The sequence below is a fragment of the Xanthomonas sp. NCPPB 3005 genome, from assembly GCF_041228095.2.
Taxonomy (GTDB): domain Bacteria; phylum Pseudomonadota; class Gammaproteobacteria; order Xanthomonadales; family Xanthomonadaceae; genus Xanthomonas_A; species Xanthomonas_A bonasiae.
The window spans coordinates 3,976,840-3,998,505 of record NZ_CP166096.2 but is presented as its reverse complement, the minus strand read 5'-3'; the positions used below and the strand labels follow the sequence as shown (position 1 = coordinate 3,998,505).

Annotated in this window: 22 protein-coding genes; 10 read left to right on the top strand and 12 right to left on the bottom strand. The window is 69.3% G+C overall.

The genetic code is table 11. The features are described from left to right. Positions 1 to 37 precede the first annotated feature (37 nt). From AB8810_RS17245 to AB8810_RS17235, 3 genes are read left to right on the top strand one after another with little or no spacing between them, the layout of a single operon-like run. Positions 38 to 1,288 carry a multidrug effflux MFS transporter gene (locus tag AB8810_RS17245; RefSeq protein ID WP_369914351.1) on the top strand — a complete coding sequence of 417 codons (1,251 nt, stop codon included), beginning with the start codon at positions 38 to 40 and terminating at the stop codon, positions 1,286 to 1,288. A 52-nt stretch (positions 1,289 to 1,340) separates the two neighbouring features. Beyond that, on the top strand, positions 1,341 to 1,754 hold the full coding sequence (locus AB8810_RS17240) for a hypothetical protein (protein ID WP_179570754.1): 414 nt from the start codon (positions 1,341 to 1,343) through the stop codon (positions 1,752 to 1,754). Between the two features lie 4 nt (positions 1,755 to 1,758). Continuing rightward, complete coding sequence (locus tag AB8810_RS17235) at positions 1,759 to 2,289, top strand: GNAT family N-acetyltransferase (protein WP_369914350.1); 531 nt, start codon at positions 1,759 to 1,761, stop codon at positions 2,287 to 2,289. A gap of 30 nt (positions 2,290 to 2,319) precedes the next feature. On the opposite strand, the gene AB8810_RS17230 is transcribed toward AB8810_RS17235, so the two are convergent. From AB8810_RS17230 to AB8810_RS17220, 3 genes are all read right to left on the bottom strand, one after another. Beyond that, the gene (locus AB8810_RS17230; RefSeq protein WP_369914349.1) at positions 2,320 to 4,320 is read right to left on the bottom strand and encodes a M2 family metallopeptidase; all 2,001 of its coding nucleotides are present in this window, start codon (positions 4,318 to 4,320) and stop codon (positions 2,320 to 2,322) included. 105 nt (positions 4,321 to 4,425) lie between these two features. Beyond that, positions 4,426 to 6,114 (bottom strand): phosphoethanolamine transferase, encoded by a 1,689-nt coding sequence (locus AB8810_RS17225; RefSeq protein ID WP_369914348.1) that lies wholly within the window; start codon positions 6,112 to 6,114, stop codon positions 4,426 to 4,428. After that, on the bottom strand, positions 6,111 to 6,887 hold the full coding sequence (locus AB8810_RS17220) for a phosphatase PAP2 family protein (RefSeq protein WP_369914346.1): 777 nt from the start codon (positions 6,885 to 6,887) through the stop codon (positions 6,111 to 6,113). The genes AB8810_RS17225 and AB8810_RS17220 overlap by 4 nt, the downstream gene beginning before the upstream one ends. A 241-nt stretch (positions 6,888 to 7,128) precedes the next feature. On the opposite strand from AB8810_RS17220, the gene AB8810_RS17215 reads away from it, so the two are divergent. Beyond that, positions 7,129 to 7,830 (top strand): response regulator transcription factor, encoded by a 702-nt coding sequence (locus AB8810_RS17215; RefSeq protein WP_206231166.1) that lies wholly within the window; start codon positions 7,129 to 7,131, stop codon positions 7,828 to 7,830. Continuing rightward, complete coding sequence (locus AB8810_RS17210) at positions 7,820 to 9,112, top strand: HAMP domain-containing sensor histidine kinase (RefSeq protein ID WP_179570761.1); 1,293 nt, start codon at positions 7,820 to 7,822, stop codon at positions 9,110 to 9,112. The genes AB8810_RS17215 and AB8810_RS17210 overlap by 11 nt, the downstream gene beginning before the upstream one ends. Positions 9,113 to 9,782: 670 nt before the next feature. On the opposite strand, the gene AB8810_RS17205 is transcribed toward AB8810_RS17210, so the two are convergent. The 5 genes from AB8810_RS17205 to AB8810_RS17185 all read right to left on the bottom strand — a co-directional run bounded on the left by AB8810_RS17205 (position 9,783) and on the right by AB8810_RS17185 (position 12,995). Next, positions 9,783 to 10,280 (bottom strand): hypothetical protein, encoded by a 498-nt coding sequence (locus AB8810_RS17205; protein ID WP_206258558.1) that lies wholly within the window; start codon positions 10,278 to 10,280, stop codon positions 9,783 to 9,785. A gap of 256 nt (positions 10,281 to 10,536) precedes the next feature. Next, entirely contained in the window at positions 10,537 to 10,794 is a 258-nt protein-coding gene (gene minE / locus AB8810_RS17200; RefSeq protein ID WP_009608870.1) for a cell division topological specificity factor MinE, read from the bottom strand. A gap of 2 nt (positions 10,795 to 10,796) precedes the next feature. Further along, positions 10,797 to 11,606, bottom strand: a complete 810-nt coding sequence (minD, locus tag AB8810_RS17195) for a septum site-determining protein MinD (RefSeq protein WP_179570763.1) — start codon at positions 11,604 to 11,606, stop codon at positions 10,797 to 10,799. 37 nt (positions 11,607 to 11,643) lie between these two features. Then, positions 11,644 to 12,399 (bottom strand): septum site-determining protein MinC, encoded by a 756-nt coding sequence (gene minC, locus AB8810_RS17190; protein WP_369914345.1) that lies wholly within the window; start codon positions 12,397 to 12,399, stop codon positions 11,644 to 11,646. Between the two features lie 2 nt (positions 12,400 to 12,401). Then, entirely contained in the window at positions 12,402 to 12,995 is a 594-nt protein-coding gene (locus AB8810_RS17185; RefSeq protein WP_179570765.1) for a GNAT family N-acetyltransferase, read from the bottom strand. 139 nt (positions 12,996 to 13,134) lie between these two features. On the opposite strand from AB8810_RS17185, the gene AB8810_RS17180 reads away from it, so the two are divergent. The 5 genes from AB8810_RS17180 to AB8810_RS17160 all read left to right on the top strand — a co-directional run bounded on the left by AB8810_RS17180 (position 13,135) and on the right by AB8810_RS17160 (position 17,908). Beyond that, on the top strand, positions 13,135 to 14,328 hold the full coding sequence (locus tag AB8810_RS17180; protein ID WP_191824941.1) for a sensor histidine kinase: 1,194 nt from the start codon (positions 13,135 to 13,137) through the stop codon (positions 14,326 to 14,328). After that, positions 14,328 to 14,969 (top strand): response regulator transcription factor, encoded by a 642-nt coding sequence (locus AB8810_RS17175; protein WP_003465620.1) that lies wholly within the window; start codon positions 14,328 to 14,330, stop codon positions 14,967 to 14,969. The genes AB8810_RS17180 and AB8810_RS17175 overlap by 1 nt, the downstream gene beginning before the upstream one ends. 628 nt (positions 14,970 to 15,597) lie before the next feature. Continuing rightward, entirely contained in the window at positions 15,598 to 16,764 is a 1,167-nt protein-coding gene (locus AB8810_RS17170) for a polyketide cyclase (RefSeq protein ID WP_179570767.1), read from the top strand. 96 nt (positions 16,765 to 16,860) lie between these two features. After that, on the top strand, positions 16,861 to 17,232 hold the full coding sequence (locus AB8810_RS17165; RefSeq protein ID WP_369914344.1) for a DUF423 domain-containing protein: 372 nt from the start codon (positions 16,861 to 16,863) through the stop codon (positions 17,230 to 17,232). Between the two features lies 1 nt (position 17,233). Then, a complete protein-coding gene (locus tag AB8810_RS17160; protein WP_369914343.1) occupies positions 17,234 to 17,908 on the top strand; it encodes a DNA-3-methyladenine glycosylase in 675 nt (224 codons plus the stop codon). Between the two features lie 233 nt (positions 17,909 to 18,141). On the opposite strand, the gene AB8810_RS17155 is transcribed toward AB8810_RS17160, so the two are convergent. The 4 genes from AB8810_RS17155 to AB8810_RS17140 all read right to left on the bottom strand — a co-directional run bounded on the left by AB8810_RS17155 (position 18,142) and on the right by AB8810_RS17140 (position 21,654). Next, positions 18,142 to 18,678 (bottom strand): hypothetical protein, encoded by a 537-nt coding sequence (locus AB8810_RS17155; protein WP_369914342.1) that lies wholly within the window; start codon positions 18,676 to 18,678, stop codon positions 18,142 to 18,144. 103 nt (positions 18,679 to 18,781) lie between these two features. After that, positions 18,782 to 20,215, bottom strand: a complete 1,434-nt coding sequence (locus tag AB8810_RS17150) for an FAD-binding oxidoreductase (protein WP_369914341.1) — start codon at positions 20,213 to 20,215, stop codon at positions 18,782 to 18,784. Positions 20,216 to 20,254: 39 nt separating this feature from the next. Beyond that, positions 20,255 to 20,851 (bottom strand): hypothetical protein, encoded by a 597-nt coding sequence (locus AB8810_RS17145; protein WP_369914340.1) that lies wholly within the window; start codon positions 20,849 to 20,851, stop codon positions 20,255 to 20,257. Further along, entirely contained in the window at positions 20,848 to 21,654 is an 807-nt protein-coding gene (locus tag AB8810_RS17140) for a D-alanyl-D-alanine carboxypeptidase family protein (RefSeq protein WP_369914339.1), read from the bottom strand. The genes AB8810_RS17145 and AB8810_RS17140 overlap by 4 nt, the downstream gene beginning before the upstream one ends. Positions 21,655 to 21,666: the final 12 nt, after the last annotated feature.

Sequence of the window (21,666 nt, the reverse complement as noted above, 5' to 3'; positions counted from 1 at the left end):
CCGGGCTGCGTGCGGCCGGCTTTCCAGGATCCTGCGCATGACGCTCCCGACGATCTCGACCCGCCGCCTGGCATTGCTGCTGGCCGGGCTGGCGATGTTCGGCCCGTTCTCGATCGACACCATCTTCCCGGCGTTCCCGCAGCTGGCGCAGCGCCTGCGCGCCGATCCGGTGGCGATCCAGCAGACGGTCAGCGTGTACCTGCTGGCCTACGCGCTGATGGGCCTGGCGCACGGACCGCTGTCCGACGCCTGGGGCCGCAAGCGGGTGATCGTCGGCGGGCTTGTGGTGTTTATCCTGGCCTCGGCCGGCTGCGCGCTGTCGCGCGACCTGAGCACGCTGCTGGCGTTCCGGGCGCTGCAGGGCGTTTCCGCCGGGGTGGGCATGATCGTCGGCCGTGCGGTGATCCGCGACCTGTACCAGGGCCACGACGCGCAGCGGCTGATGAGCCAGGTGTCGATGATCTTCGGCATCGCCCCGGCGATCGCGCCGATCATCGGCGGCTGGATCCTGGCCACCGGTGCCGGCTGGCCGCTGATCTTCTGGTTCCTGGTCGGGTTCTCGCTGCTGTTGCTGGTCGCCACGCTGCGCTGGATGCCGGAGACGCATCCGTTGGAGGCGCGCACACCGCTGGCGCCGCGCACGCTGCTGCGCGACTACATCGCCATCGCGTTCAACGCGCGCTTCCAGCGCCTGGCCGCCGCCGGCGCGTTCAACTTCGCCGGCGTGTTCCTGTACATCGCCTCGGCGCCGGTATTCATGATCGACCTGCTGCACCGTACCGAGCGCGATTTCGCCTGGCTGTTCATTCCCACCATCGGCGGCATGACCCTGGGCTCGTTCCTGTCCGGGCGCATGGCCGGGCGCATCGGGCCGATGCGGCAGGTGCGCATCGGCTTCATCTGCTGCGGCGTGTCGATGGTCGGCAACATCGCCTATACCGCGATCGCGCCGCAGATCGCGCTGCCGTGGGCGGTGCTGCCGATCTTCGTGGCCGGCCTGGGCATGGCGCTGATCTTCCCGATCCTGGCGCTGGCGGTGCTGGACATGTACCCGCGCCAGCGCGGGCTGGCCTCGTCGCTGCAGGCCTTCACCCAGCTGATGCTCAATACCGTGGTGGCCGGGGTGCTGTCGCCGCTGCTAAGCGGCCGGCCGATGCACCTGGCGCTGGGCTCGGGCGCGTTCTTCCTGATCGGCTGGGGCTTCTGGCGCTGGGAGCGGCGCAGCGGCAAGCGCCTGCCGCGGCCCGGCAGCCAGGTGCCGCAGCTGGAGCCGGCCGATCCGGTGTGACGCCGGCGCCGCGGTTGGGCTATCGTCGCCGGGTCATCGTTGAGGAAACCGCATGTCCATCCAGTCCAAGCAGCGCCGCGACGTGCGCAAGAAGCTTGCCGAACGCCTGCGCCACCGCAGCGAGGCCGCCGCCGTTGCGGCCACCGCGATCGAACCGCACGCCGAGCTGCGCGACCAGCAACGCACCTTGCTGGCTGGCATCGTGCGCCGCGACGGCGAGTGGGTGCTGGGCATGGACGGGCGCATCGCCGGGCAGAGCGAGAGCGCGGCGCAGGTGCTGTCGCTGATCATGCAGGCCGCGGAGCTGCACGAGCGCGCCGGCACGCCGGTGCGGCTGGTGTATTCGGATGCGCTGAAGGACGCCGCGCACGCCGATGCGCTGGCGCAGGGGCTGAGCTTCGACGAGTTCAAGGATCGCCACGCGCAGGTCATGCAGCGCGGTGCCGGCGCGGCGTTGCCGGGCTGAAGGCATGGGCCAGAGCGCGAGCCAGGCCGCGGACGCCGCCGTGTCGCTGGCGCGGGTGCGGCGCCGCGATGGCCTGGCGCTGATCCAGGCGCACCGTGCCAGCACCGCCCTGCATCATCCGTGGACGTATCCGTTCACCGACGTGCCCGGCTTCAACGCCTGGTACGCGCAGACCCTGGACGGCACTAACGTCGCGCTGCTGGCGCGCGCGCGCGACAGCGGCGAAGTCGCCGGCCTGTTCACCTTCAGCCAGATCGTCGGCGGCTGCTTCCAGAGCGCCTACCTGGGCTACCACGCGATGGCCGGCTGCGAAGGCCGCGGGCTGATGACGCATGCGCTGCGGCTGTGCGTGGCCTATGCGTTTTCCGAACTGGGCCTGCATCGGGTGGAGGCCAACATCCAGCCGGACAACGCGCGCTCGCTGGCGCTGGTCAAACGCGCCGGTTTCCGCCACGAAGGCTATTCGCCGCGCTACCTGCGCATCGGCGGAATCTGGCGCGACCATGAGCGCTGGGCGCGGCTGGCCGACGATTGAGTCGGCGGCCAGGTCGCCGCACCGCGGCGATCACTGCGGTTTCGGCGCCGTGGCGGCAGGGGCCGTTGCCGCCGCCTGTACTGCCTTCGGCGCCTCCCACCCGCACATCTGCCCCTGGTTCTGCTGCTTGAGCCACTCCTGCATCGGCGCGAAGTATTCCAGCAGCGGGGCGGCGTCGAGCTTGTCGTTGCCGGTCAGTTCCTTCAGCGTGGCCTGCCATGGCTGGCTGCCGCCACGCTGCAGCATCGACCAGAATTTCTGCCCGGCCTCCTTGTTGCCGTAGAAGGTGCACTCGTACAGCGGGCCCTTGTAGCCGGCGGCGTCGCACAGGCCCTTGTAGAACTGGAACTGCAGGATGTGCGACAGGAAGTAGCGGGTGTACGGGGTGTTGCCGGGGACGTGGTACTTGGCGCCTGGGTCGAAGAAGTCCTCGCCGCGCGCCGACGGCGGGGCCACGCCCTGGTACTTGGCCTTCAGGTCCCACCAGGCCTGGTTGTAGTGTTCCGGCGCGATCGAGCCGTCGAACACGCCCCAGCGCCAGCGGTCGATCATCAGCCCGAACGGCAGGAACGACACCTTCGCCAGCGCCATGCGCATCTGCGCGTTGATCAGTGCCTCGCGGCTGAGCTGCGGCGCCTCGACCAAGCCGATCGAATGCAGGTACTGCGGGGTCATCGCCAGCACGATGGTGTCGCCGATCGCCTCGTGGAAACCGTCGTTGGCGCCGCCCTGGAACAGCGGCGGCAGCGGGTTGTAGGCGAGGTCGTAATAGATGTGGCCGAGCTCGTGGTAGATGGTGGTGAAGTCTTCCTCGTTCGGCTGGATGCACATCTTGGTGCGCACGTCGCCGGCCATGTCCATGTCCCAGGCGCTGGCGTGGCAGACCACGTTGCGGTCCAACGGCTTGATGAACTGGCTGCGCGCCCAGTAGCTGTCCGGCAGCTTGGGCATCGCCAGCGAGGTGTAGAAATCCTGCGCGCGCTCGGTCATCTGCTTGGCGCTCTGCAGCTGCGCGTCGCGTTGGGCCATGAACCGCGCCTCCGGCGAAGTGTCGCCATTGCGCCGCGCCAGCGCCGCGCCGAGGTTGCTCTGGTACTGCTTCTCCAGCGTGTCGGTGATGTCCAGGCTGCCGGCGCCGGGGTAGGGCTGCAGCAGGTCCCACAGGTTGCTCCAGTCCTGCTGCCACATGTTGCCGAGCAGGTGCGCCGGCAGCAGGCCGCCGGCGACCTCGCCCTTGTCCTTGCCGTACTCGGCGTCGAGCTTGCCGCGGGTGTAGCAGTGCAATTGTTCGTACAGCGGCTTGACCTGGCTCCACAGCCGGTCGGTCTCGGCGGCGATCTGCGCCGGCGGCATGTCGTAGCCGCTGCGCCACATCGCGCCGGTGTCGGCGTAGCCCATCTCGCGCGCGCCTTCGTTGACCAGTTCGACGAAGCGCTGGTAGTCCTGGCGCATCGGCTGCGCGGTGCCGTGCCAGCCCTGCCAAGCGTCGAGTTGCTGGTCGTAGTCGCGGCTGCGGCGCAGCACGTCCTCCAGTTCGCCCAGCTGCCGGCAACGGCGCGCATCGCCCTCGCCGGTGCAATAGGACGCCGCGCCGTAAGCGCCTTCCATCTTCGAGGCCAGCTGGGCCAGTTCGGCCAGCTTGGCCGGGTCGCGCGGCGCCGGCATCGCGGTCATCAGCTTCAGCAGTTGCAGCGCACGCGCGCTGTCGGCCGACAGCGGCTTGCCCTCGTAGCGTTTGGCCTGCGCGATCCAGCCGTTGAGCGTGGTCAGCCAGCGTTCGTTGGCCTTGGCCACCAGCCGCTCCGAATCGCCGTTGATGTAGGTGATCGACAGCCACTGCGCCGAGGTCAGTTCCGGCAGCAGTGCGCGGTATTCCTCGTTGATGCGGGCGACGAACTGGTCGGCGGTCTCGCCGGGCGCGGCCGGCGCCGGCGTGGTGTCGGTTTCGGTGGTCGCTTCCTTGCGGCACGCGGACAGCGCAAGCATGCTCGCGCCGATGCACAGCGCAAGCAGCAGGGGGCGGTGGTTCACGGCGGATCCCTTCGGTGACGAATGCGACGAGGCTAGTGGTCCGCCCCGCCCGCCGCAAGGGCCGCCCGCGCCGACGGCGCAGGCGCGCGCCGCCGCCGCCGTCGCTTAGCGGCTTCCGGCGCCGGCGGTGATTGCGCTGCCGCCACCCGCGCAGGGCGCGAACAGGTCGCGCGAACGTTCGTAGACGCCGGTCTTGACCTGCATCAGGCCCAGCACCGACGGGAACAGGTTGTCCTGGTCGGCGTACTGGCGCGAACGCGCACGCACGCAGGCCAGGTCCAGGCCGCGGTCGCTGGCGAAGCCGGGCGAGAACCACATCACCATCGGCACGTGGGTCTGCTCCTGCGGGGCGATCGCATACGGCACGCCGTGCAGGTACAGGCCCTTCTCGCCCAGCGATTCGCCGTGGTCGGACAGATAGATCATCGCGGTGTCGTAGTCGGGCATCGCCTCCAGCGTGGACACGGTGCGCGCCAGCAGCTGGTCGGTGTACAGCAGCGAGTTGTCGTAGGCATTGGCGATCAGGTCGCGCTCGCAGTTGCCCAGGTCGGCGGTCTCGCAGGTGGGCGTGAAGCGGCGGAAGCTGGCCGGATAGCGTTCGAAATAGCTGGGGCCGTGGCTGCCGAGCTGGTGCAGTACGACCACCCGGTCGCCGGGCTTGGCGCGCACCTGGGTGGCCAGGTCCTGCAGCAGGATCTCGTCCATGCAGCGCCCGTCCTTGCACAGCTGCGGGTCCTTGGCATCGTCCAGGCGCTGGATCGCCAGGCCGTCGCACACGCCCTTGCAACCGGACTGGTTGTCGCGCCACAGCGTGGCGATGCCGGCGTGCTCGAGCACATGCAGCAGCGACTGGTGCTTGCGGATGTTGCCTTCGTTGTAGTCGTGGCGGCCGAACGGGGAGAACATGCACGGCACCGAGACCTCGGTGCTGGTGCCGCACGAATGCATGTCGGGGAAGTTGATCACGTCCAGCTGCGCCAGTTGCGGCGTAGTCTGGCGGACGTAGCCGTTCAGGCCCCAGTTCTGCGCGCGCGCGGTCTCGCCCAGCACCACCACCAGCAAGCGCGGCTTGCTGCCGGGTGCGCGCGGGGTGGCGATCGCATCGTGTTCCAGCGGCAGCTTCGGCGCCTTGTGCGTGGGGCTGTCGGACTTGAGGTTCTGCCGCAACGCGACCAGGTAGTTGATCGGCGTGGCCAGGTAGCGGATCTCGCGGTGGTTGCGCATCATCGCCGACAGGTCCTGGAACGACAGCATCGCGCCGACGCCGCCCAGCGCCAGCATCGCCAGCAGGAAGCCGGCGCGGATCGCCAGCGCCTTGCCTGGCGGACGCCGGACCAGGCGCAGCCGCCACAGCGCCAGGATCGGCAGCGCGGCGTAGAACAGCAGCGGCGCGATCAGCGCCGGGGTCATCAGTTCGCGCGATTCCTTGTGGTCGGTGGCCAGCACGTTGCGCAGCATGTCCGCGTCCAGGTAGACGCTGTAGCTGTTCATGTAGTGCGTGGCGAACGCCGTCGTGAGCAGTAGCACGCTCAGCAGCGGCTTGGACACCCCGCGCCACAGCAGCAGGCCCAGCAGCAGCCCGTGCACCGACAGCAGCAGCAGGAACAGCGACAGGCCCAGCTTCAGGTCGCCGGGGTGGCCGCTCATCGCGCTGCGCCAGAACATGCCGTTGCAGACCAGGGCGAAGAACGCGCTGGCGGCCAGCGCCAGGATTTCGTTGCTCACCAAGGGGCGGTGGCGCCACCAGTCGGTCTTGGACTGGCGGGTGCCGGAATGCGGCATCGAAACGCTCATGCGTGGCTTTCCTTCACGACAGGCAAGGGCAGATGCATGGATCGGGCCGAAACCTGCGGCTGCCACAGCAAGGCGCGGTACAGACCCAGGGCCACAGCCCAACTCAGGGACAGCGTCCACAGATCGTGGGACAGGAAGTGCGCACCGCGCAGCTGCTGGCCAAGCCCGAACAGCAGCCCGGCGCCAAGTCCGACCGCCAGTGCCGGCCAGCGCCAGGCCGGCTTCAGCGCCAGCGCGACGAAGTACAGCGCCACCCAGGCATAGCCGGCGCTGGAATGCCCGGCCGGGAAGCAGGCCGCATGCGGCATGCCGGCCGGCCGCGCCTCGAACAGGCCGATGTAGGGCAGGTGGCCGCCGTAGCGGCTCAGGTCCCAGGGGCAGTCCATGTGGGTCAGCGACTTCAGCAGCGACACCACGCCGGTGCTCAACGCCACCGCCAGCGCCAGGTACAGCAGCGGCAGCCGGTAGCGCTGGCCGTCGGCGCGGCGCCAGGCCCAGACCGCCAGGGCGGCGGTCGCCACCCAGGCCAACGTGCTGAGCAGCTTGCCGTCGTGATGGATCAGGCTGCTGGTCAGCGCCGCGTTCTTCAGTGCCCAGTGGCCGCCTTCCCAGCGGTACAGCAGGTCGGCGAACCAGAAGTCGCCGCCCAGGCCCATCAGCACGGTGCTGGCCAGCAGCGCCGCGGCCAGCGGCAGCCACAGATGCCGGCGATAGAACGCCGACGGCGCGGGCAGCACGGAAACGGCAGGCAGGGGCAGGGACGGGCTGTGCATGGGTGCAGGCGGGCTGGGCGCGCGAACGGTGGCGAGTGTCATGATGTTGCGCTCCTTGTCGGAGACCGGTCGGATTGGAGCGCCGCAGGCGCGACGCTTCAGCCCAGGTTGCCGTCGCGGTTTTCGGGTTCCGTCCAGGTTTCGTCGAGATTCGGTCAAGACGCAGCGTTCCGACCGCGTTCCGACGCGCATCCGCTAGCATGGCGCCATCCCCCGTCGTCCCGGAATGCGAGCGAGTGCCATGCGGCTGTTGGTGATAGAAGACAACCGGAACCTGGTCGCGAACCTGTTCGACTACTTCGAGGTGCGCGGCCACACCCTGGACGCGGCGCCGGACGGCGTCACCGGCCTGCACCTGGCCACTACCCAGCACTACGACGCGGTGATCCTGGACTGGATGCTGCCGCGCCTGGACGGCCCGCAGGTGCTGCGCGCGATGCGCGAGCAGCACCACGCCGAGGTGCCGGTGATCATGCTTACCGCGCGCGACGAACTGCCGGACAAGATCGCCGGCTTCCGCGCCGGCGCCGACGATTACCTGACCAAGCCGTTCGCGCTGCCAGAGCTGGAAGTGCGGCTGGAGGCGCTGCTGGTGCGCGCGCAGGGCCGCGGCCGCAGCAAGCTGCTGCGCGTGGGCGACCTGCAGCTGGACCTGGGCACGCTGGAGGCGACCCGCGGCGGCCGCACCCTGCACCTGTATCCGGCCTGCCGCAAGCTGCTGGAAGTGCTGATGCAGGCCAGCCCGGCCGCGGTCACCCGCGATCGCCTGGAGCAGGCGCTGTGGGGCGACGAGCCGCCGGACGGCGACATGCTGCGCTCGCACATCTACGACCTGCGGCGCAGCGTGGATGGTCCGTTCGCGACCAAGCTGATCCACACCCTGCCGCGCATCGGCTACCGGCTTGCGGTGGTGGACCCGCACGAGCAAGAGCATGCCGCGTAGGACCGGGCTGCGGCAGCGCATTACGCTGTGGCTGGTCGGCTATGCGGCGCTGCTGTCGCTGGCGGTATTCGTGCATGGCTACATCGTCAACGACCAGGCCGAGCAGCTGACCTGGCGTTCGCTGCTCAGCTCGGAACTGGAACATTTTCTGGCGCGCAGCGCGGTCGATCCGGACTACCGCTGGATCGACACCCGCACCGTGAGCCTGTACGGCGACGAAGGCGGCGAGCCGCTGCCGCCGGCGGTGGCGGCGCTGGCGCCGGGCCTGCACGACGACGTGCCGCTGGAAGGCCGCGACAAGGTGGTGCTGGTGCAGGACGTGCGCGGTCGCCGCCTGGCGCTGTCGCTGGACATCACCGAGCTGCAGAAGCACGAGGAGAACCTGGCGCTGTGGATGCTGCTGTCCAACGTGATCGCGGTGCTGCTGCTCGGCGCGCTGGTGGCCTGGGGCCTGGGCCGCGTGGTGCAGCCGCTCACCGACATGGCGCAACGCATCGGCAGCCTGCGCCCGGACCGGCCGGGCCAGCGCATCGAAGTGCATCCGCGCGCCAGCGCCGAACAGGTGGTGATCGCCGATGCATTGAACGACTACCTGCTGCGCAACGACCTGTTCGTCGAGCGCGAGCGCGCCTTCATCGACAGCGCCAGCCATGAATTGCGCACGCCGGTGGCGGTGATCGGCGGCGCCGCCGAACTGGCGCTGGAGCAGTCCGACATCCCGCCCAGCGCGCGCAACCAGCTGCTGCGCATCCGCCGCACCGCCAGCGGCGTCGGCCAGCTGATCTCGTTGCTGCTGGTACTCGCCAAGGATCCGGCGCGGCTGGCGCGCGGCAGCGACCTGGTGCGGCTGGACCAGTTGCTGCCGGACATCGTCGAGGACCATCGCCACCTGTGCGCCGACAAGCGCCTGGAACTGGTGCTGGCGCCGTTGCCGCCGTGCGAGGTGCTGGCGCCGCTGGCGATCGTGCAGGCGGCGATCGGCAACCTGCTGCGCAACGCCATCGAGAACAGCGACCAGGGCGTGATCCAGATCGCGATGCCGGCGCCGGGCGTGGTACGCATCGACGACCCCGGCCACGGCATGGCGCCGGAAGAGATCAGCGCGATCTACATGCGCATGGCCCGCGGCGGCGGCCGCGAGGGCAGCGGCATCGGCCTGGACCTGATCGCGCGGCTGTGCGAACACCTGGGCTGGTCGCTGCAACTGGATTCGGATGCCGGGCAGGGCACGCGGGCGACATTGGACCTGAGTCCGGCATTGAAGGACGGCGGCGCGGCGTAGCGCGTTGCCGCTCTTGCCCGAAGCGGCATCCGCTCGCGGCTCTGGCTGCGCAACCTGTAGCGCAACCTGTAGGAGCGGCTTCAGCCGCGACTGCGTCCGCAGCCGGGTTGGCATCCGTGCCCTGACGGCATCCGAAGCCTGGGCGCTATCCCGCTTCGTTCGTCGCGACTGAAGTCGCTCCCACAGTGGCCTGCGGCAGATTGGCTGGTGCACTCTGGGAGGGACTTCAGTCCCGGCCGCATGCGTAGCCGGTTGGCATCGGTGCTTCGTTCGTCGCGGCTGAAGCCGCTCCTACAGTGGCTTGCGGCAGATTGGCTGGGTGCATTGTGGGAGGGACTTCAGTCCCGACTGCATGTGTAGCCGGTTGGCATCCGTACTTCGTTTGTCGCGACTGAAGTCGCTCCTACAGGGGCCTTGCGGTTGGTCTGCTGGGTGCACTGTAGGAGCGGCTTCAGCCGCGACTGTATTCGCGGCCGGTGGGCATCCGCGCTTCGTTCGTCGCGACTGAAGCCGCTCCTACAGTGAACTACGGCAGGATTGGCTGGGTGCATTGTAGGAGGGACTTCAGTCCCGACTCATGGGTAGCCGGTTGAGATCCGTGCTCGGTTCGTCGTGGCTGAAGTCGCTCCTGCAAGAGCTCAGAGAGCCGAGGACATGGCTTGCGCGGGCCTCAGCCCTGCTGCGGCAACAGTCCGCGCTGCAGCAGCCAGGCGCGCGCGTCCTCGGCGTCCTGTTCGAACCAGGCGCGCGTGGAGCCCAGCCGGTAGGTGTAGCCCCAGGCATCCATGTCGGCCATCAGCCGCGCGCTGCCGACGCCGGGCAGCGCGTCGGCCAGCACGATCTGCAGGTAGCAGGTGGCGTCCTCTTCCTCGACCGAATCGGTGGCGTCGGTATGCACCAGCGCACGCCGTTCCGGCGGCAGCACGATCAGGTGGCAGGCTTCGTGCAGCAGCGAGTGCACCGGCGTGTCGTCGCGCACGTACACGTCGCTGGCGATCACCCCGGCTTCCGGTTCGCCCCAGTAGCTGCCGGGAATCTTGGCGCCGTCGGCGACCCGGTGCAGCATCAGTCCATGCCGGGCCAGCAGCGCGCGCGGCGCGTCCAGGCCGATGGCGCCGACGGTCAGGACCTCGGCAGCGGGTGCGGAGCGGGAGTCGTTGGTCTGCATCGGGAGGTCGGGAAGGAGGAGCGGCGCGAGACGCCATCGGCAACGGATTGGCGGCGGTTGGGCCGGCCGACAGCGCGACTGCCGTGCCGCTCGAGCTCAGGCGTTCGGCGAGCGCCGCTGGGGTTGTGCAGCCAACCGTGGCGCATTGCCGGCGCCGCAGTGCATCGTCAGGACGTTACGTCGAACGCACCACCGAACAATGCGGCGCCGGCTGCGCGCCACGGCCGCTGTCTGCGACCGCAGCGCGCTGCGCCCCTCAGGGCGTCGGCCCTTCCGGCAATGCCACCGAGATGTCGAGCACGTCGTGTTCGCCGTCCTTGACCAGGTCCACCTTGACCGCGTCGGCGTCGATGTTGACGTACTTCTTGATCACTTCCAGCAGTTCGCGCTGCAGCAGCGGCAGGTAATCCGGGCCGCCGCGGTGGTTGCGTTCCTGCGCGATGATGATCTGCAGGCGGTTCTTGGCCGTCTCGGCGGTGTTCTTCTTGGCCTTGAGGAAGTCGAATAGTCCCATGCTCACCCTCCGAACAACTTGGTGAAGAAGCCCTTCTTCTCCACGGAGATGAAGCGCATCGGGCGCTCTTCGCCCATGATCCGGGCCACGGCGTCGTCGTACGCCTGGCCGGCCGGTGACTCGCCGTCCAGGATCACCGGCTCGCCCTTGTTGGAGGCGTTGAGCACGTCGCCGGATTCGGGGATCACGCCGATCGCCTTCAGCCCCAGCACTTCCTCCACGTCGGTAATGCTGAGCATCTCGCCGCCTTCCACCCGGCCCGGGCTGTAGCGGGTCAGCAGCAGGAACGCCGGCACGGTCTTGCCTTCCTCGGCCTTGCGGGTCTTGGAGTCGAGCAGGCCGATGATGCGGTCGGAGTCGCGCACCGAAGAGACTTCCGGGTTGACCACGACCACGGCGCGGTCGGCGAAGTACATCGCCAGGAACGCGCCCTTCTCGATGCCGGCCGGCGAATCGCAGACGATGTATTCGAAGCCTTCGGCGACCAGGTCCTTGAGCACCTTCTCCACGCCGTCCTGGGTCAGCGCGTCCTTGTCGCGGGTCTGCGAGGCAGCCAGCACGTACAGGTTGTCGAAGCGCTTGTCCTTGATCAGCGACTGCTTGAGCGTGGCCTCGCCGTGCACCACGTTGACGAAGTCGTACACCACCCGGCGCTCGCAGCCCATGATCAGGTCGAGGTTGCGCAGGCCCACGTCGAAGTCGATCACGGCGACCTTCTTGCCGCGTCGCGCCAGCCCGCAGGCCAGGCTCGCGCTGGTGGTGGTCTTGCCGACGCCGCCCTTGCCGGAGGTGACTACGATAATTTCAGCCAAAGGAATGTCTCCTGATACGTTCGGTTGTAGGGCCGCGTCAATCTTGCGCGGCGATCTTGATCTGGTCCTGCTCCAGCCAGACCTGGACGGCCTTGCCACGCAGTTCCTTGGGAATATCGTCCAGCACCTTGTAGTGGCCGGCGATGGCGACCAGTTCGGCGTGGAAGTCGCGGCAGAAGATCCGCGCCTCGGTATTGCCTTGCGCGCCGGCCAGCGCGCGACCGCGCAGGCTGCCGTAGATATGGATGCTGCCGTCGGAGATCACTTCGGCGCCGGCGCCGACCGTGGCCACCACGGTCAGGTCGCAGTTCTCCGCATACAGTTGCTGGCCCGAGCGCACCGCGGTCCTCTGCATGCGGCCCGGCTGCGGGCGCGCCGCAGGGGCGGGCGGCGGCGGGGGCGGCGGCGAGACCGGGGCGGGCGCGGCGGCGAGGGCGCCGCCGTCGATGCGCTCGTACTGGGCGCGGAACTTGGCCAGCAGCGGCAGGCCCAGCGCCTCGGACAGCTGTTCGGTCTCGCGGGTGCCGTAGGCCAGCGCCACCGGCAGCACGCCGGCGGCGCGCAGGCCTTCCAGCAGCGCGCGCGCGGTGGCGGTGTCGGGCGTCTGCGCCAGGCCGCCGAAATCGATGATGACCGCGGCGCGGCCGAACAGCTTGGGCGCGCGCTGCACGCGCTCGCGCATTTCCTGGGTCAGGCGCGCCACGTCCAGGGTGCGGATGCGCAGGTTGGCGATGCCGACCTGGCCGATCTTCAGTTCGCCTGCCTGCTCGAAATCCAGATTCACCGACGACACGCTCAGGTCCCGGTCGGGCGCTGGGCCCGTTGCAGGCGACGGGCATGGCCGACCCAGGGCAGGTCGGGCAACTGCTCGCCGTAGGTCTCGCGAACCCAGGCGTAACTGCACAGATCCTTCAACAGCATGCTGGCACGCACCTCCACCTCGTTCATCGTGTTCTGGCCCACTTCGCGGAAACCGAAGCTGCCGTGGAACAGCAGCGCCGCGTCCGCGCCATGGTCCAGGAAAACCTCGCACGCCAGCTGCGGGTAGCGCAGCTCGGCGTAGCTCTGCACGTCGGCATAGAACGCGCGGCCGACGCCACCGCCGCGGCGGCGGCTGGCCACCACGATGCGGTCGATATAGAAGAAGGCCGGATAGCGCTCGCGAAACCAGGCGAAATTGCTGCTGTCGTGATCGCTGTCGCCGCCGAAGCCGACCAGGAAGCCGGCCAGGTTGCCGTCGCGCTCGGCGACGCGGAAGTACTCTGCGGTCTCGTAGAAGCGGTGCAGCTTGGCCGAATCCAGCGGCAGGATCGCCAGTCCGGCGTTGTTGTTCAGGGCCAGGACCGAATCGAGCTCGTGCTCGCGCACGTCGCGGATGACGATCGACATTGGGACTCCGTTGCTGATGCGCGCGCGGCCAGATGCGGACCGCCAGCCGGATTATCGCACGCGTGGCCCGGGGCGGCGAGCCGCGCATGCATGACTTCCGTGGGAGTGCATTGCGCGCCGTTCATCCTAAGATGCGTGCATGTTGGGAAACCTCAGCCATACCCGCGTCCTGCGCTTCGCCGGCCTGTTCACCTGGGCCATGATCGCCATGCCGCTGGTCTACACCTACTGGATCCCGGAGGAGGGCGTGAACCGGCGGGGCGGCTGGGAGGCGGCGATGATGTCCGGCTTCTTCATCGCCTTCGGCGGCAGCTACTACTGGCTGACCCGCGGGCTGGGCAGCGGCGGCCACGCGCATTGGTACGATCGCCTGATCCTGCTGCTGCTGACCGTCTGCGCGCTGGCGGTCAGCTATCTGACCGGAAGCGGGCTGGGCAGCATCCTGATGATGGTGGCGGCGGGGGTGATCCCGTGGCTGCTGCCGGTGCGGATCGGCGTGCTGTGGCTGGTGCTGAGCCAGTTGGCGGTGCTGCCGGTCTACTACCTGCTGGTCGGCTTTCCGCTGTTCGACGCGCTGATGCAGTCGTTGCTGTACGGCGGCTTCTCCATGTTCATCTTCGTCACCAGCCTGGTCGCGCGGCAGCAGGCCCAGGCCCGCGAGGAGCAGCGCCAGCTCAATGCCGAGTTGCGCGCCACCCGCGCGCTGCTGGCCGAAAGCGCCCGGGTCAACGAGCGCACCCGCATCTCGCGCGAACTGCACGACCTGCTCGGCCACCACCTGACCGCGCTGAGCCTGAACCTGGAAGTGGCCGGCCACATCACCGAGGGCCGCGCGCAGGAACATGTGCACCAGGCGCATACCCTGGCCAAGCTGCTGCTGACCGACGTGCGCGAGGCAGTCAGCCATCTGCGCGACAGCGGCGCGATCGACCTGGCCGCGGCGCTGCGGCCGCTGGTCGAGCGGGTGCCGTCGCTGCGGATCCACCTGCAGGTGGACGAGCCGTTGACCGTCGAGGATCCGGAGCGTGCGCATGTCTTGCTGCGCTGCACCCAGGAAATCATCACCAACACGGTGCGCCACGCGCAGGCCGACAACCTGTGGATCCAGGTGCGCCGCGAAGGCCCGCAGGTGGTGATCCGGGCCCACGACGATGGCCGCGGCTGCGAGGCCCTGCTGCCCGGCAATGGCCTGCGCGGCATGCGCGAGCGGCTGAGCCAGTATGGTGGCAGCCTGGAAATCGATGCGCCGCAGGGCACGGGCTTCCGCCTGCGCGCCTCGGTCCCGAGCGCGGCCGCCTTGCTGCCGCCCGCCGTTTCACAAGGAGTGTTGTGATGATCCGTGTCTGCCTGGTCGACGACCAAACCCTGGTGCGGCAGGGAATCCGCTCGCTGCTGGCGCTGGACGGCGGGATCGAGGTGATCGCCGAGGCCAACGACGGCCGCCAGGCGGTGGAGCTGATCCCGCAGGTGAAGCCGGACGTGGTGCTGATGGACATGCGCATGCCGGCGATGTCCGGGCTGGAGGCGCTGCAGATGCTGTCGCGCAACGGCACGCTGCCGCCGACCATCATCCTGACCACCTTCGACGACGACCAGCTGGTGCTGGCCGGGCTCAAGGCCGGGGCCAAGGGCTACCTGCTCAAGGACGTGTCGCTGGAACAACTGGTCGGCGCGATCCGCGCGGTGGCCGCCGGCGGTTCGCTGGTGCAGCCGGCGGTGACCCAGCGCCTGCTGTCGGGCCTGGAGCACATGCGCAACGACTTCGTCAGCCTGGACCGGCCCGACCCGCTGACCGACCGCGAGACCGAGATCCTGCGGCTGATGGCCAGCGGCTTCTCCAACAAGGAGATCGCCAACTCGCTGGGCGTGGCCGAGGGCACGATCAAGAACCACGTGTCCAACATCCTGTCCAAGCTGGGCGTACGCGACCGCACCCGGGCGGTACTGAAGGCGTTCGAACTGCAGTTGGTCTGACGGGACAGGATGCCCGGCCCGGCGCAGCGCGCCGGGCGTTCGCGGGCGCGCGAGCCAGTGGCTCGCAAGCAGCGCCCGCTTACCCTGTCCAAGCTGGGTGTGCGCGACCGCACCCGGGCGGTGCTGAAGGCGTTCGAGCTGCAGTTGGTCTGACGGGACAGGATGCCCGGCCCGGCGCAGCGCGGCGCGCCGGGCGTCGGGCGTTCGCGCGCACCGGTGCCGCGCCAGCCCTCTGTAGGAGCGACTTCAGTCGCGACGAACGCAGCGGCAGGCGCGCCGAGTCCGGATGCGGTCTGGGCCGACAGCCCGGCGTTACAACGCTCGGGATGCAATGGTCTGGCCGCCCGGATCGGCGGTGTCGCCCGCGGCCAAGCGCAAACGCCGCGCCATGTCTGGCCTGCCCGCAGCGACCCGGCGCCGGCAACGGCCTGTCCGCCGTTGCCGGCGCGACAATGGTCTGGTCGCCCGCCCGGCGCCGCGGCGGCGCTTTGCACGGCGCGTTCGCAGGGTTTTCGCCACTATGCCGAATTCCGCGTCGCCATCTGCTGACCACGAGCCGCGAAGCCTGCTAGGATGGGCGCTTCGCTTCATTAACCCGGCCGTGGGATCGGCCCCGGAGACCTCCTGAATGACCCGTATTATCGAATTCCTGATCGCACTGGGGATCGTGGCTGGCCTGTTCGTCATCGTCGGCCTGGTGCTGCCTTCGGAGCGTCACATGTCCGAGAGCGTCGAAACCAATCGGCGCATGACCATTGTCTATGACACGGTGAACAGCCTGCGTCGTTTCAAGGACTGGAATCCTCTGGTGCTACGCGATCCGCGTATCCAACTGAAGCTTTCCGGTCCTGAAGCCGGCGTCGGCGCCCGCCTCGACTACACCTCCAACGAGGGCTACATCGGCAAGGGCAGCTGGACCATCACCTCGACCGAGAAGAACAAGCAGGTCGTCATCGGCATCGAAGACGAGAGCAAGGGCAGCGACAAGACCACGTCGTTCAAGCTCGAGCCGACCGGCAAGAGCGGTCGCAACGTCAAGATCACCCAGGACTACACGGTCAAGTACGGCTGGGACCTGTTCGGTCGCTACGCCGGCCTGTACGTGAGCCGTCATGTCGGCGACGACATCAAGCTGGGCCTGTCGCGGCTGAGCAACGTGCTGGCCACCGTGCCGAACGTCGACTACCGCGCCGAGGAAACCCCGTTGACCGACCTGAAGGTCGTCGACGTCCCGGCCGAGGATCTGCTGGTGGTCAACGCCGGCAACATCGACCGCGACAACGACTCCATCAAGAAGTCCATCAAGGACAACCAGGAGTGGATCAAGCGGGTGATGGACGCCAACGGCCTGGAAGCGGCCGGTCCGGTGCGCATCGTCACCACCGATTTCGGTTCCGACAAGTACGCCTTCGACGTGACCCAGCCGGTGCGCAAGCGTGCCGGTGGCGCGCCGAAGCCGGACGCGGCGGCCAAGCCGGAAGAGAAGAAGGACGATGCGGCGGCTCCTGCGGCTCCGGTCGATGCGACCCCGGTCGCCGCCAGCGGCGATCCGCTGAAGCTGACCATCCCGCAGGGCGCGCCGGTCACCTACCTGCGTACCGAGGCGCACCGTTCCGCGTTCGCCAGCTACACCGGCCACATGGCGGGCCTGGATGCGGCGCGCAATGCGGTTCGCGCCTGGGCCGCGACCAGCGGCTACGACGTGACCGACCGTCCGTACGAGGCCTGGAAGGGCGGCGTGGACAAGTCGTTCACGCCGGAAGGCACGTACGACATCTACTGGGCGATCAAGTAAGCCGTCGCCTGGATGGATGAGTGACCCGAAACGCGCCGCTTCTTGCGGCGCGTTTCGTTTCTGGGGCCGGAACACCGGCCGCAACGGAGCATCGTCATGCTGAATCTCGATCGGCGTTCGCGCAAACGCTCCTGGCTGGCCTGTGCCGGCGGCCTGTTGGCGGCCGCCGCGATCGGCCTGTCCGCCTATGCCTCGCACGGCGTCGCCGAGCCGCTGGCGCAATCGCATCTGCAGACCGCCGCGCTGTATGCGTTCGGCCACGGGCTGGCGCTGGCGGCGTTGGGCCGCAGCAGCGAGCGCCTGCTCGCGCGCGCCGCACTGGTGCTGCTGCTGCTCGGCACGCTGCTGTTTTCCGGCAGCCTGGCCGGCAACGCGCTGGCGCAGTGGCCGACCCGGCTGGCCCCGGTCGGCGGGACGACGCTGATGCTGGGCTGGGTGCTGTACGCGCTGGATGCGCTGAGGCGTTGAGATGCCCCGTTACGCGCGCGGATTCGACACCCAGGCTGCCTACGACTACCTGAGCCGGCGCGACCGCAAGCTCGGCGCGTGGATGCGCCGGATCGGCCCGATCGCGCCGCAACCGGGCTGGGCCAAGCCATTCGATCCGGTCGATGCGCTGGCGCGCGCGATCCTGTTCCAGCAACTCAGCGGCAAGGCCGCGGCGACCATCGTCGGCCGCGTCGAAGCGGCCATCGGCAGCACTCGGCTGCATGCCGACACGCTGGCGCGGATCGACGATCCCGGCCTGCGCGCCTGCGGCGTGTCCGGCAACAAGGCGCTGGCGCTGCGCGATCTGGCGCGGCGCGAGGCGGCCGGCGAGATTCCTTCGTTACGCAGGCTTGCCTTCCTGGACGACGAGGCGATCGTGCAGGCGCTGCTGCCGGTCCGCGGCATCGGTCGCTGGACGGTGGAGATGATGCTGCTGTTCCGCCTGGGCCGTCCCGACCTGCTGCCGGTGGACGACCTGGGCGTGCGCAAGGGCGCGCAGCGGGTGGATCGACTGGAACGGCCGCCGACGCCGACGGAGTTGCTGGCCCGCGGCGAGCGCTGGAGCCCGTATCGCAGCTACGTGGCGTTCTACCTGTGGAAGATCGCCGACTTCAGCGCTGCCGCGACGCGGCCCACGCCGCGGTCGCAGGAGTAGGCCAGCCCACGTTTTCTGTAGGAGTGGCTTCAGCCGCGACCGGGCGTTACCGGGTAGGCAGGTCCTGGTCGCGGCTGAAGCCGCTCCTACAGGGAAGCGGGTCATCGACCTTTGGTCGCAGGCAGTGGCGGTGTTCGGCTGCATGTCCTGCGCCGCGTTCGCAGGCGTCGGAAGGGTCGAGCGATGTCCATGCCTGGAATCGCCGCCGCATCCCACCGGCGGCCATGAGGCGGTCAGGCAGTCGGAGGAATGGGGGCATCCTGGCTGGCCTGACCCGGCGTCGCCGCAATCGGCCGCGGCGGCGTCCGCCACAGCGGATCGTCGCTCAATCGTGGGCGTTGCGAGGACGGGAAACGCCGTTCCTGCTGCAGCCAGCGGTGGTACTGGAAGGTGCCGCGCGCCGCGCTCAGGTAGACCAGGATCACGATCACCCCGAGGGCCGCACCATTGAGACTTCCGGCGAGCAGGAAGGCGATCCGGACGAGGACGTAGTAGGCCAGCAGCACGCTCGCCGCCACCCGATGCTTGCGCCGGACGCCGTAGGCCAGCGCCGCGATGAAGAGGGCCTCGATCGCGCTGGTCGTACCGATAACCGTGTTGCCGTTCTTGAGCGCGAGCAGTCCGCTGAGCAGCGTGATCCCCGCTTGCAGCGCTGCGACGATCCAGCCGACCTTGATCCTGCGCAGCACGTCGTCCGGTGCCTTTCCCGGCGGCGCGGCGGGGCTTGCCTGCAAGTCGGCTGCCGGCGCCGAGTACGGGTTCTGTTCCATCAGCGTGGATCTCCTGGACATGTCGCTGCGATATCGGTCGCGTGCGCGGCAACTTGAGCGCATGCCCGCCGCAGATGCGCCGCGCGCGCCATCGCCTCCGGCTTCATGCCGGCAAATACTTGTCCCACAGCCGATTGCGGAAGCGCTGCTGCGGATCGATGCGGCGCTTGATGCGCGCGAACGCCTCGGCTTCGGGATAGGCCGCGGCGAACTGGTGCGGCGTGGCATGCAGCCGGTACGGCAGGTAGTAGCGCCCGCCGTGCGCCAGCGCCGCGTCGATCAACTGCCGGGTCCACACCGCCGCCGCCCGGTCCGGAGCGGCGCCGCTGCGCTGCTTGTAGTACAGCACGAAGGAGAACACCGGCTGCGGCGCCCAGCGCAGCAACGACACCGTATCGGCCGGCGAGTGGCGGATCGAGACATTGAGCGCGTTGACCTCGTGGCGGCGCAGGATCGCGCCCATCTCGCGCGCGAATGCGGCGAACGCCGGCAGCGGCAGGAAGTATTCCTGCAGCAGGTAGGTGGACATGCGCCGCGTGCGCGGTTCCAGCGAGCGCGCGTCCAGGCTGGCCTGGCAGTTGCGGCGCATCACCGCCGGCGTGTGCAGCAGCGGTTCGGTCTGGTAGCGCTCGCGCAAGGACTCGCCCAGCGGCAGTTCGGAGGCCGCCCAGATCAGGTTCTGTTCGCGCGCGTAGTCCTGCCCGCGCGGCACCAGCCGGCGCGTGTCGGTGGGCACGGCGTCGCTGCGCAGCCAGGTCACCGCCAGCGGGCGATCGAAGCGCGGCGGCATCAGGTCGGCGTTGTGCATCACCGCGCGCGGGTCGGCGGCGATGCGTTCGGCGAAGAATGCCGGATAGTCCGCCAGCGCGACGCGTTGCGCATGCCGCTCCAGCATGTCGTTGCCGGCCAGCGACACTTCCACTTCGGTGACCACGCCGAGTCCGCCGTAGCCGCCGATCGCCGCGGAGAACAATTCGGCATCGTGCTCGCGGTCGAGCTCGTGCACTTCGCCCTGCGCATCCACCAGTTGCAGCGCTCGCACCGTATGCGCGATCGGCCCGGCATGCAGGTAACGGCCATGGCAGTTGACCGCGACCGAGCCGCCGACGCTGAAATTGCTGTAGCTCTGCATCACCGCGACCGCCAGATCGTGCGGGTCGATCAGGTCCTGCACGTCGCGCCAACGCATCCCGCTGCGCACGCGAATGCGCTGCGCGGCTGGATCCAGATGCACCAGCCCGACCAGTTCGCGCAGGTCCAGATGCAGCGAGCCGGCGGCGCCGATCTGTCCGCCCATGCTGTAGCGCGCGCCGCCGATCGAGACCGCGCCGGTGCTGCCGCGCAACAGCGCGGCGACTTCGGCCACCGTGCGTGGCCGCGCGATGCGCGCGACCGCGGTGCGGTCGATGCCGGCGATGTCGGTGACCTGCGCCGCAGCGGCGGTCTCGCGCCGGCAACCGGGCATCGCCAATGCGGCGCCTGCGCCCAGCAGGGCGGCGGTGGCCGCGCGGCGCTGTTTGTCGATGTGCTCGTCCATAAGCAAGGCGTTCTCAATGGTATTGGCGGGGGCTGTAGGTCAATCGGCGACCAGTTCCACCTGCGTCTGCACGCGCACCCAGGCATCCTGGCTGGGATCGTTGAGCGTGGCGTGCAGCGTATAGGTGCCGAGCGGATCCTCCGGTTCGAAGCGCAGCTGCAGCGACAGCGGCGCCAGTTCCAGCATGCCCGGCGCGGCCGGTTTGCCGCCGATGGTCAGCGGTCGCGCAGGTTCCTGCAGCGCGACCTGGCCGTCCGGCCCGAGCATGCGCAGGCGCATGCGCGCGTCGCAGGCGCCGTCGTTGTTGGGACTGGGCGCGCAGCCCGAATACAGCACGACCACCCGCAGCGGTTCGCCGCGGCGCACGCGCGTGGCCGTGCGCAGTTGCGGGCCGTGGCGGCTGTCGGTCTCGGTCCACTCTTTTCCGAAACGCGCGAACGCGGCTTCGTCGGCGACGTGGACGCTCGCCGCGAAGTCCTTGTCGTGCGCGCGCTCGGCGCTGTCGGCGACCGGCTTACCCTGGCGATCGTGCCACTGCGCGGAGGCGCCGAACGGCAGCGCCAGCAATCCCAGGGCGCAACACGTCAGGCCTCCGCGCAACAGGCGCTCCATGCGCTGCTCCATGCCGACCTTCATGCCGGCGCTCCCGCGTGCCAGCGCCAATGCCAGGGTTCGTAGACGATGCCGTGCGGATTGTCGCGCGGATAGCTCATCCGGTAGCCGAAGTCGACGGCATGCGCGCGCAGCCAGGCGAAGGCCGCGGTGTGCTCGAAGCTCTCCTCGGCTGGCGGCTCGCCGGGCGTGCCGATGTCCAGCGCGTCGCCGCTGTGGTGTTCGCTGTAGCCGGGCGCGGCATTGACCTGCAGGATCTGCTGCAGGCTCTGCCCGCGCGCGAACTTGCGCGCGAAGATGCCCAGTTGGTAGGCGTGGCTGCGGTAGCCGGAGATCGCCTCCAGCACCACGCCGTCGCGGGCGGCGGCGCGCTGCAGCGCCTGCCAGGCGCGCGCGGCGCCGGCGCTCAGCCACAGCGGGCGCCGGTAGCGGTCGCGGCCGGCAGCATGCAGGGTGGCCGGTTCGGCGTGCAGCGGCAGGCCGGTGCTGCGCGTGTAGTCCTCGGCGTCCAGGCCGAGGCCGGCCAGGCGTTCGTGCAAGGCGCTCAGCGGCAGCGGTCCGGCGTCGTCGGGTTGCCGGCGCAGGGGCAGGGCATCGAGGCGATCCAGCGCCGCATCGATGCCGGGTTCGTGCATCAGCCGCGGCAGCAGCGCATGCAGGCCGCGCGCGGAGGCGGCCGCCAGGTAGCGGCCGTCGCACTTGCGCCGCAACAGCCAGGTCGCCTGCGCGAGCAGGCGCGCATCGACGTTGCTGCGCGCGCGCAGCAACCTGGCCGGCAGCAGTTCGATGCATTCGGTATTGAGCAGCAGGGCGGGAGCGGGGCGCATCCGCACAGGGTA

Bases quoted from the DNA above. Each gene is read 5' to 3' on its own strand.
- AB8810_RS17245 (WP_369914351.1), top strand. From the start codon at position 38: ATGACGCTCCCGACGATCTCGACCCGCCGCCTGGCATTGCTGCTGGCC.
- AB8810_RS17240 (WP_179570754.1), top strand. From the start codon at position 1,341: ATGTCCATCCAGTCCAAGCAGCGCCGCGACGTGCGCAAGAAGCTTGCC.
- AB8810_RS17235 (WP_369914350.1), top strand. From the start codon at position 1,759: ATGGGCCAGAGCGCGAGCCAGGCCGCGGACGCCGCCGTGTCGCTGGCG.
- AB8810_RS17225 (WP_369914348.1), bottom strand. From the start codon at position 6,114: ATGAGCGTTTCGATGCCGCATTCCGGCACCCGCCAGTCCAAGACCGAC.
- AB8810_RS17220 (WP_369914346.1), bottom strand. From the start codon at position 6,887: ATGCACAGCCCGTCCCTGCCCCTGCCTGCCGTTTCCGTGCTGCCCGCG.
- AB8810_RS17215 (WP_206231166.1), top strand. From the start codon at position 7,129: ATGCGGCTGTTGGTGATAGAAGACAACCGGAACCTGGTCGCGAACCTG.
- AB8810_RS17210 (WP_179570761.1), top strand. From the start codon at position 7,820: ATGCCGCGTAGGACCGGGCTGCGGCAGCGCATTACGCTGTGGCTGGTC.
- AB8810_RS17205 (WP_206258558.1), bottom strand. From the start codon at position 10,280: ATGCAGACCAACGACTCCCGCTCCGCACCCGCTGCCGAGGTCCTGACC.
- minE (WP_009608870.1), bottom strand. From the start codon at position 10,794: ATGGGACTATTCGACTTCCTCAAGGCCAAGAAGAACACCGCCGAGACG.
- AB8810_RS17185 (WP_179570765.1), bottom strand. From the start codon at position 12,995: ATGTCGATCGTCATCCGCGACGTGCGCGAGCACGAGCTCGATTCGGTC.
- AB8810_RS17180 (WP_191824941.1), top strand. From the start codon at position 13,135: ATGTTGGGAAACCTCAGCCATACCCGCGTCCTGCGCTTCGCCGGCCTG.
- AB8810_RS17175 (WP_003465620.1), top strand. From the start codon at position 14,328: ATGATCCGTGTCTGCCTGGTCGACGACCAAACCCTGGTGCGGCAGGGA.
- AB8810_RS17170 (WP_179570767.1), top strand. From the start codon at position 15,598: ATGACCCGTATTATCGAATTCCTGATCGCACTGGGGATCGTGGCTGGC.
- AB8810_RS17165 (WP_369914344.1), top strand. From the start codon at position 16,861: ATGCTGAATCTCGATCGGCGTTCGCGCAAACGCTCCTGGCTGGCCTGT.
- AB8810_RS17160 (WP_369914343.1), top strand. From the start codon at position 17,234: ATGCCCCGTTACGCGCGCGGATTCGACACCCAGGCTGCCTACGACTAC.
- AB8810_RS17155 (WP_369914342.1), bottom strand. From the start codon at position 18,678: ATGGAACAGAACCCGTACTCGGCGCCGGCAGCCGACTTGCAGGCAAGC.
- AB8810_RS17150 (WP_369914341.1), bottom strand. From the start codon at position 20,215: ATGGACGAGCACATCGACAAACAGCGCCGCGCGGCCACCGCCGCCCTG.
- AB8810_RS17145 (WP_369914340.1), bottom strand. From the start codon at position 20,851: ATGAAGGTCGGCATGGAGCAGCGCATGGAGCGCCTGTTGCGCGGAGGC.
- AB8810_RS17140 (WP_369914339.1), bottom strand. From the start codon at position 21,654: ATGCGCCCCGCTCCCGCCCTGCTGCTCAATACCGAATGCATCGAACTG.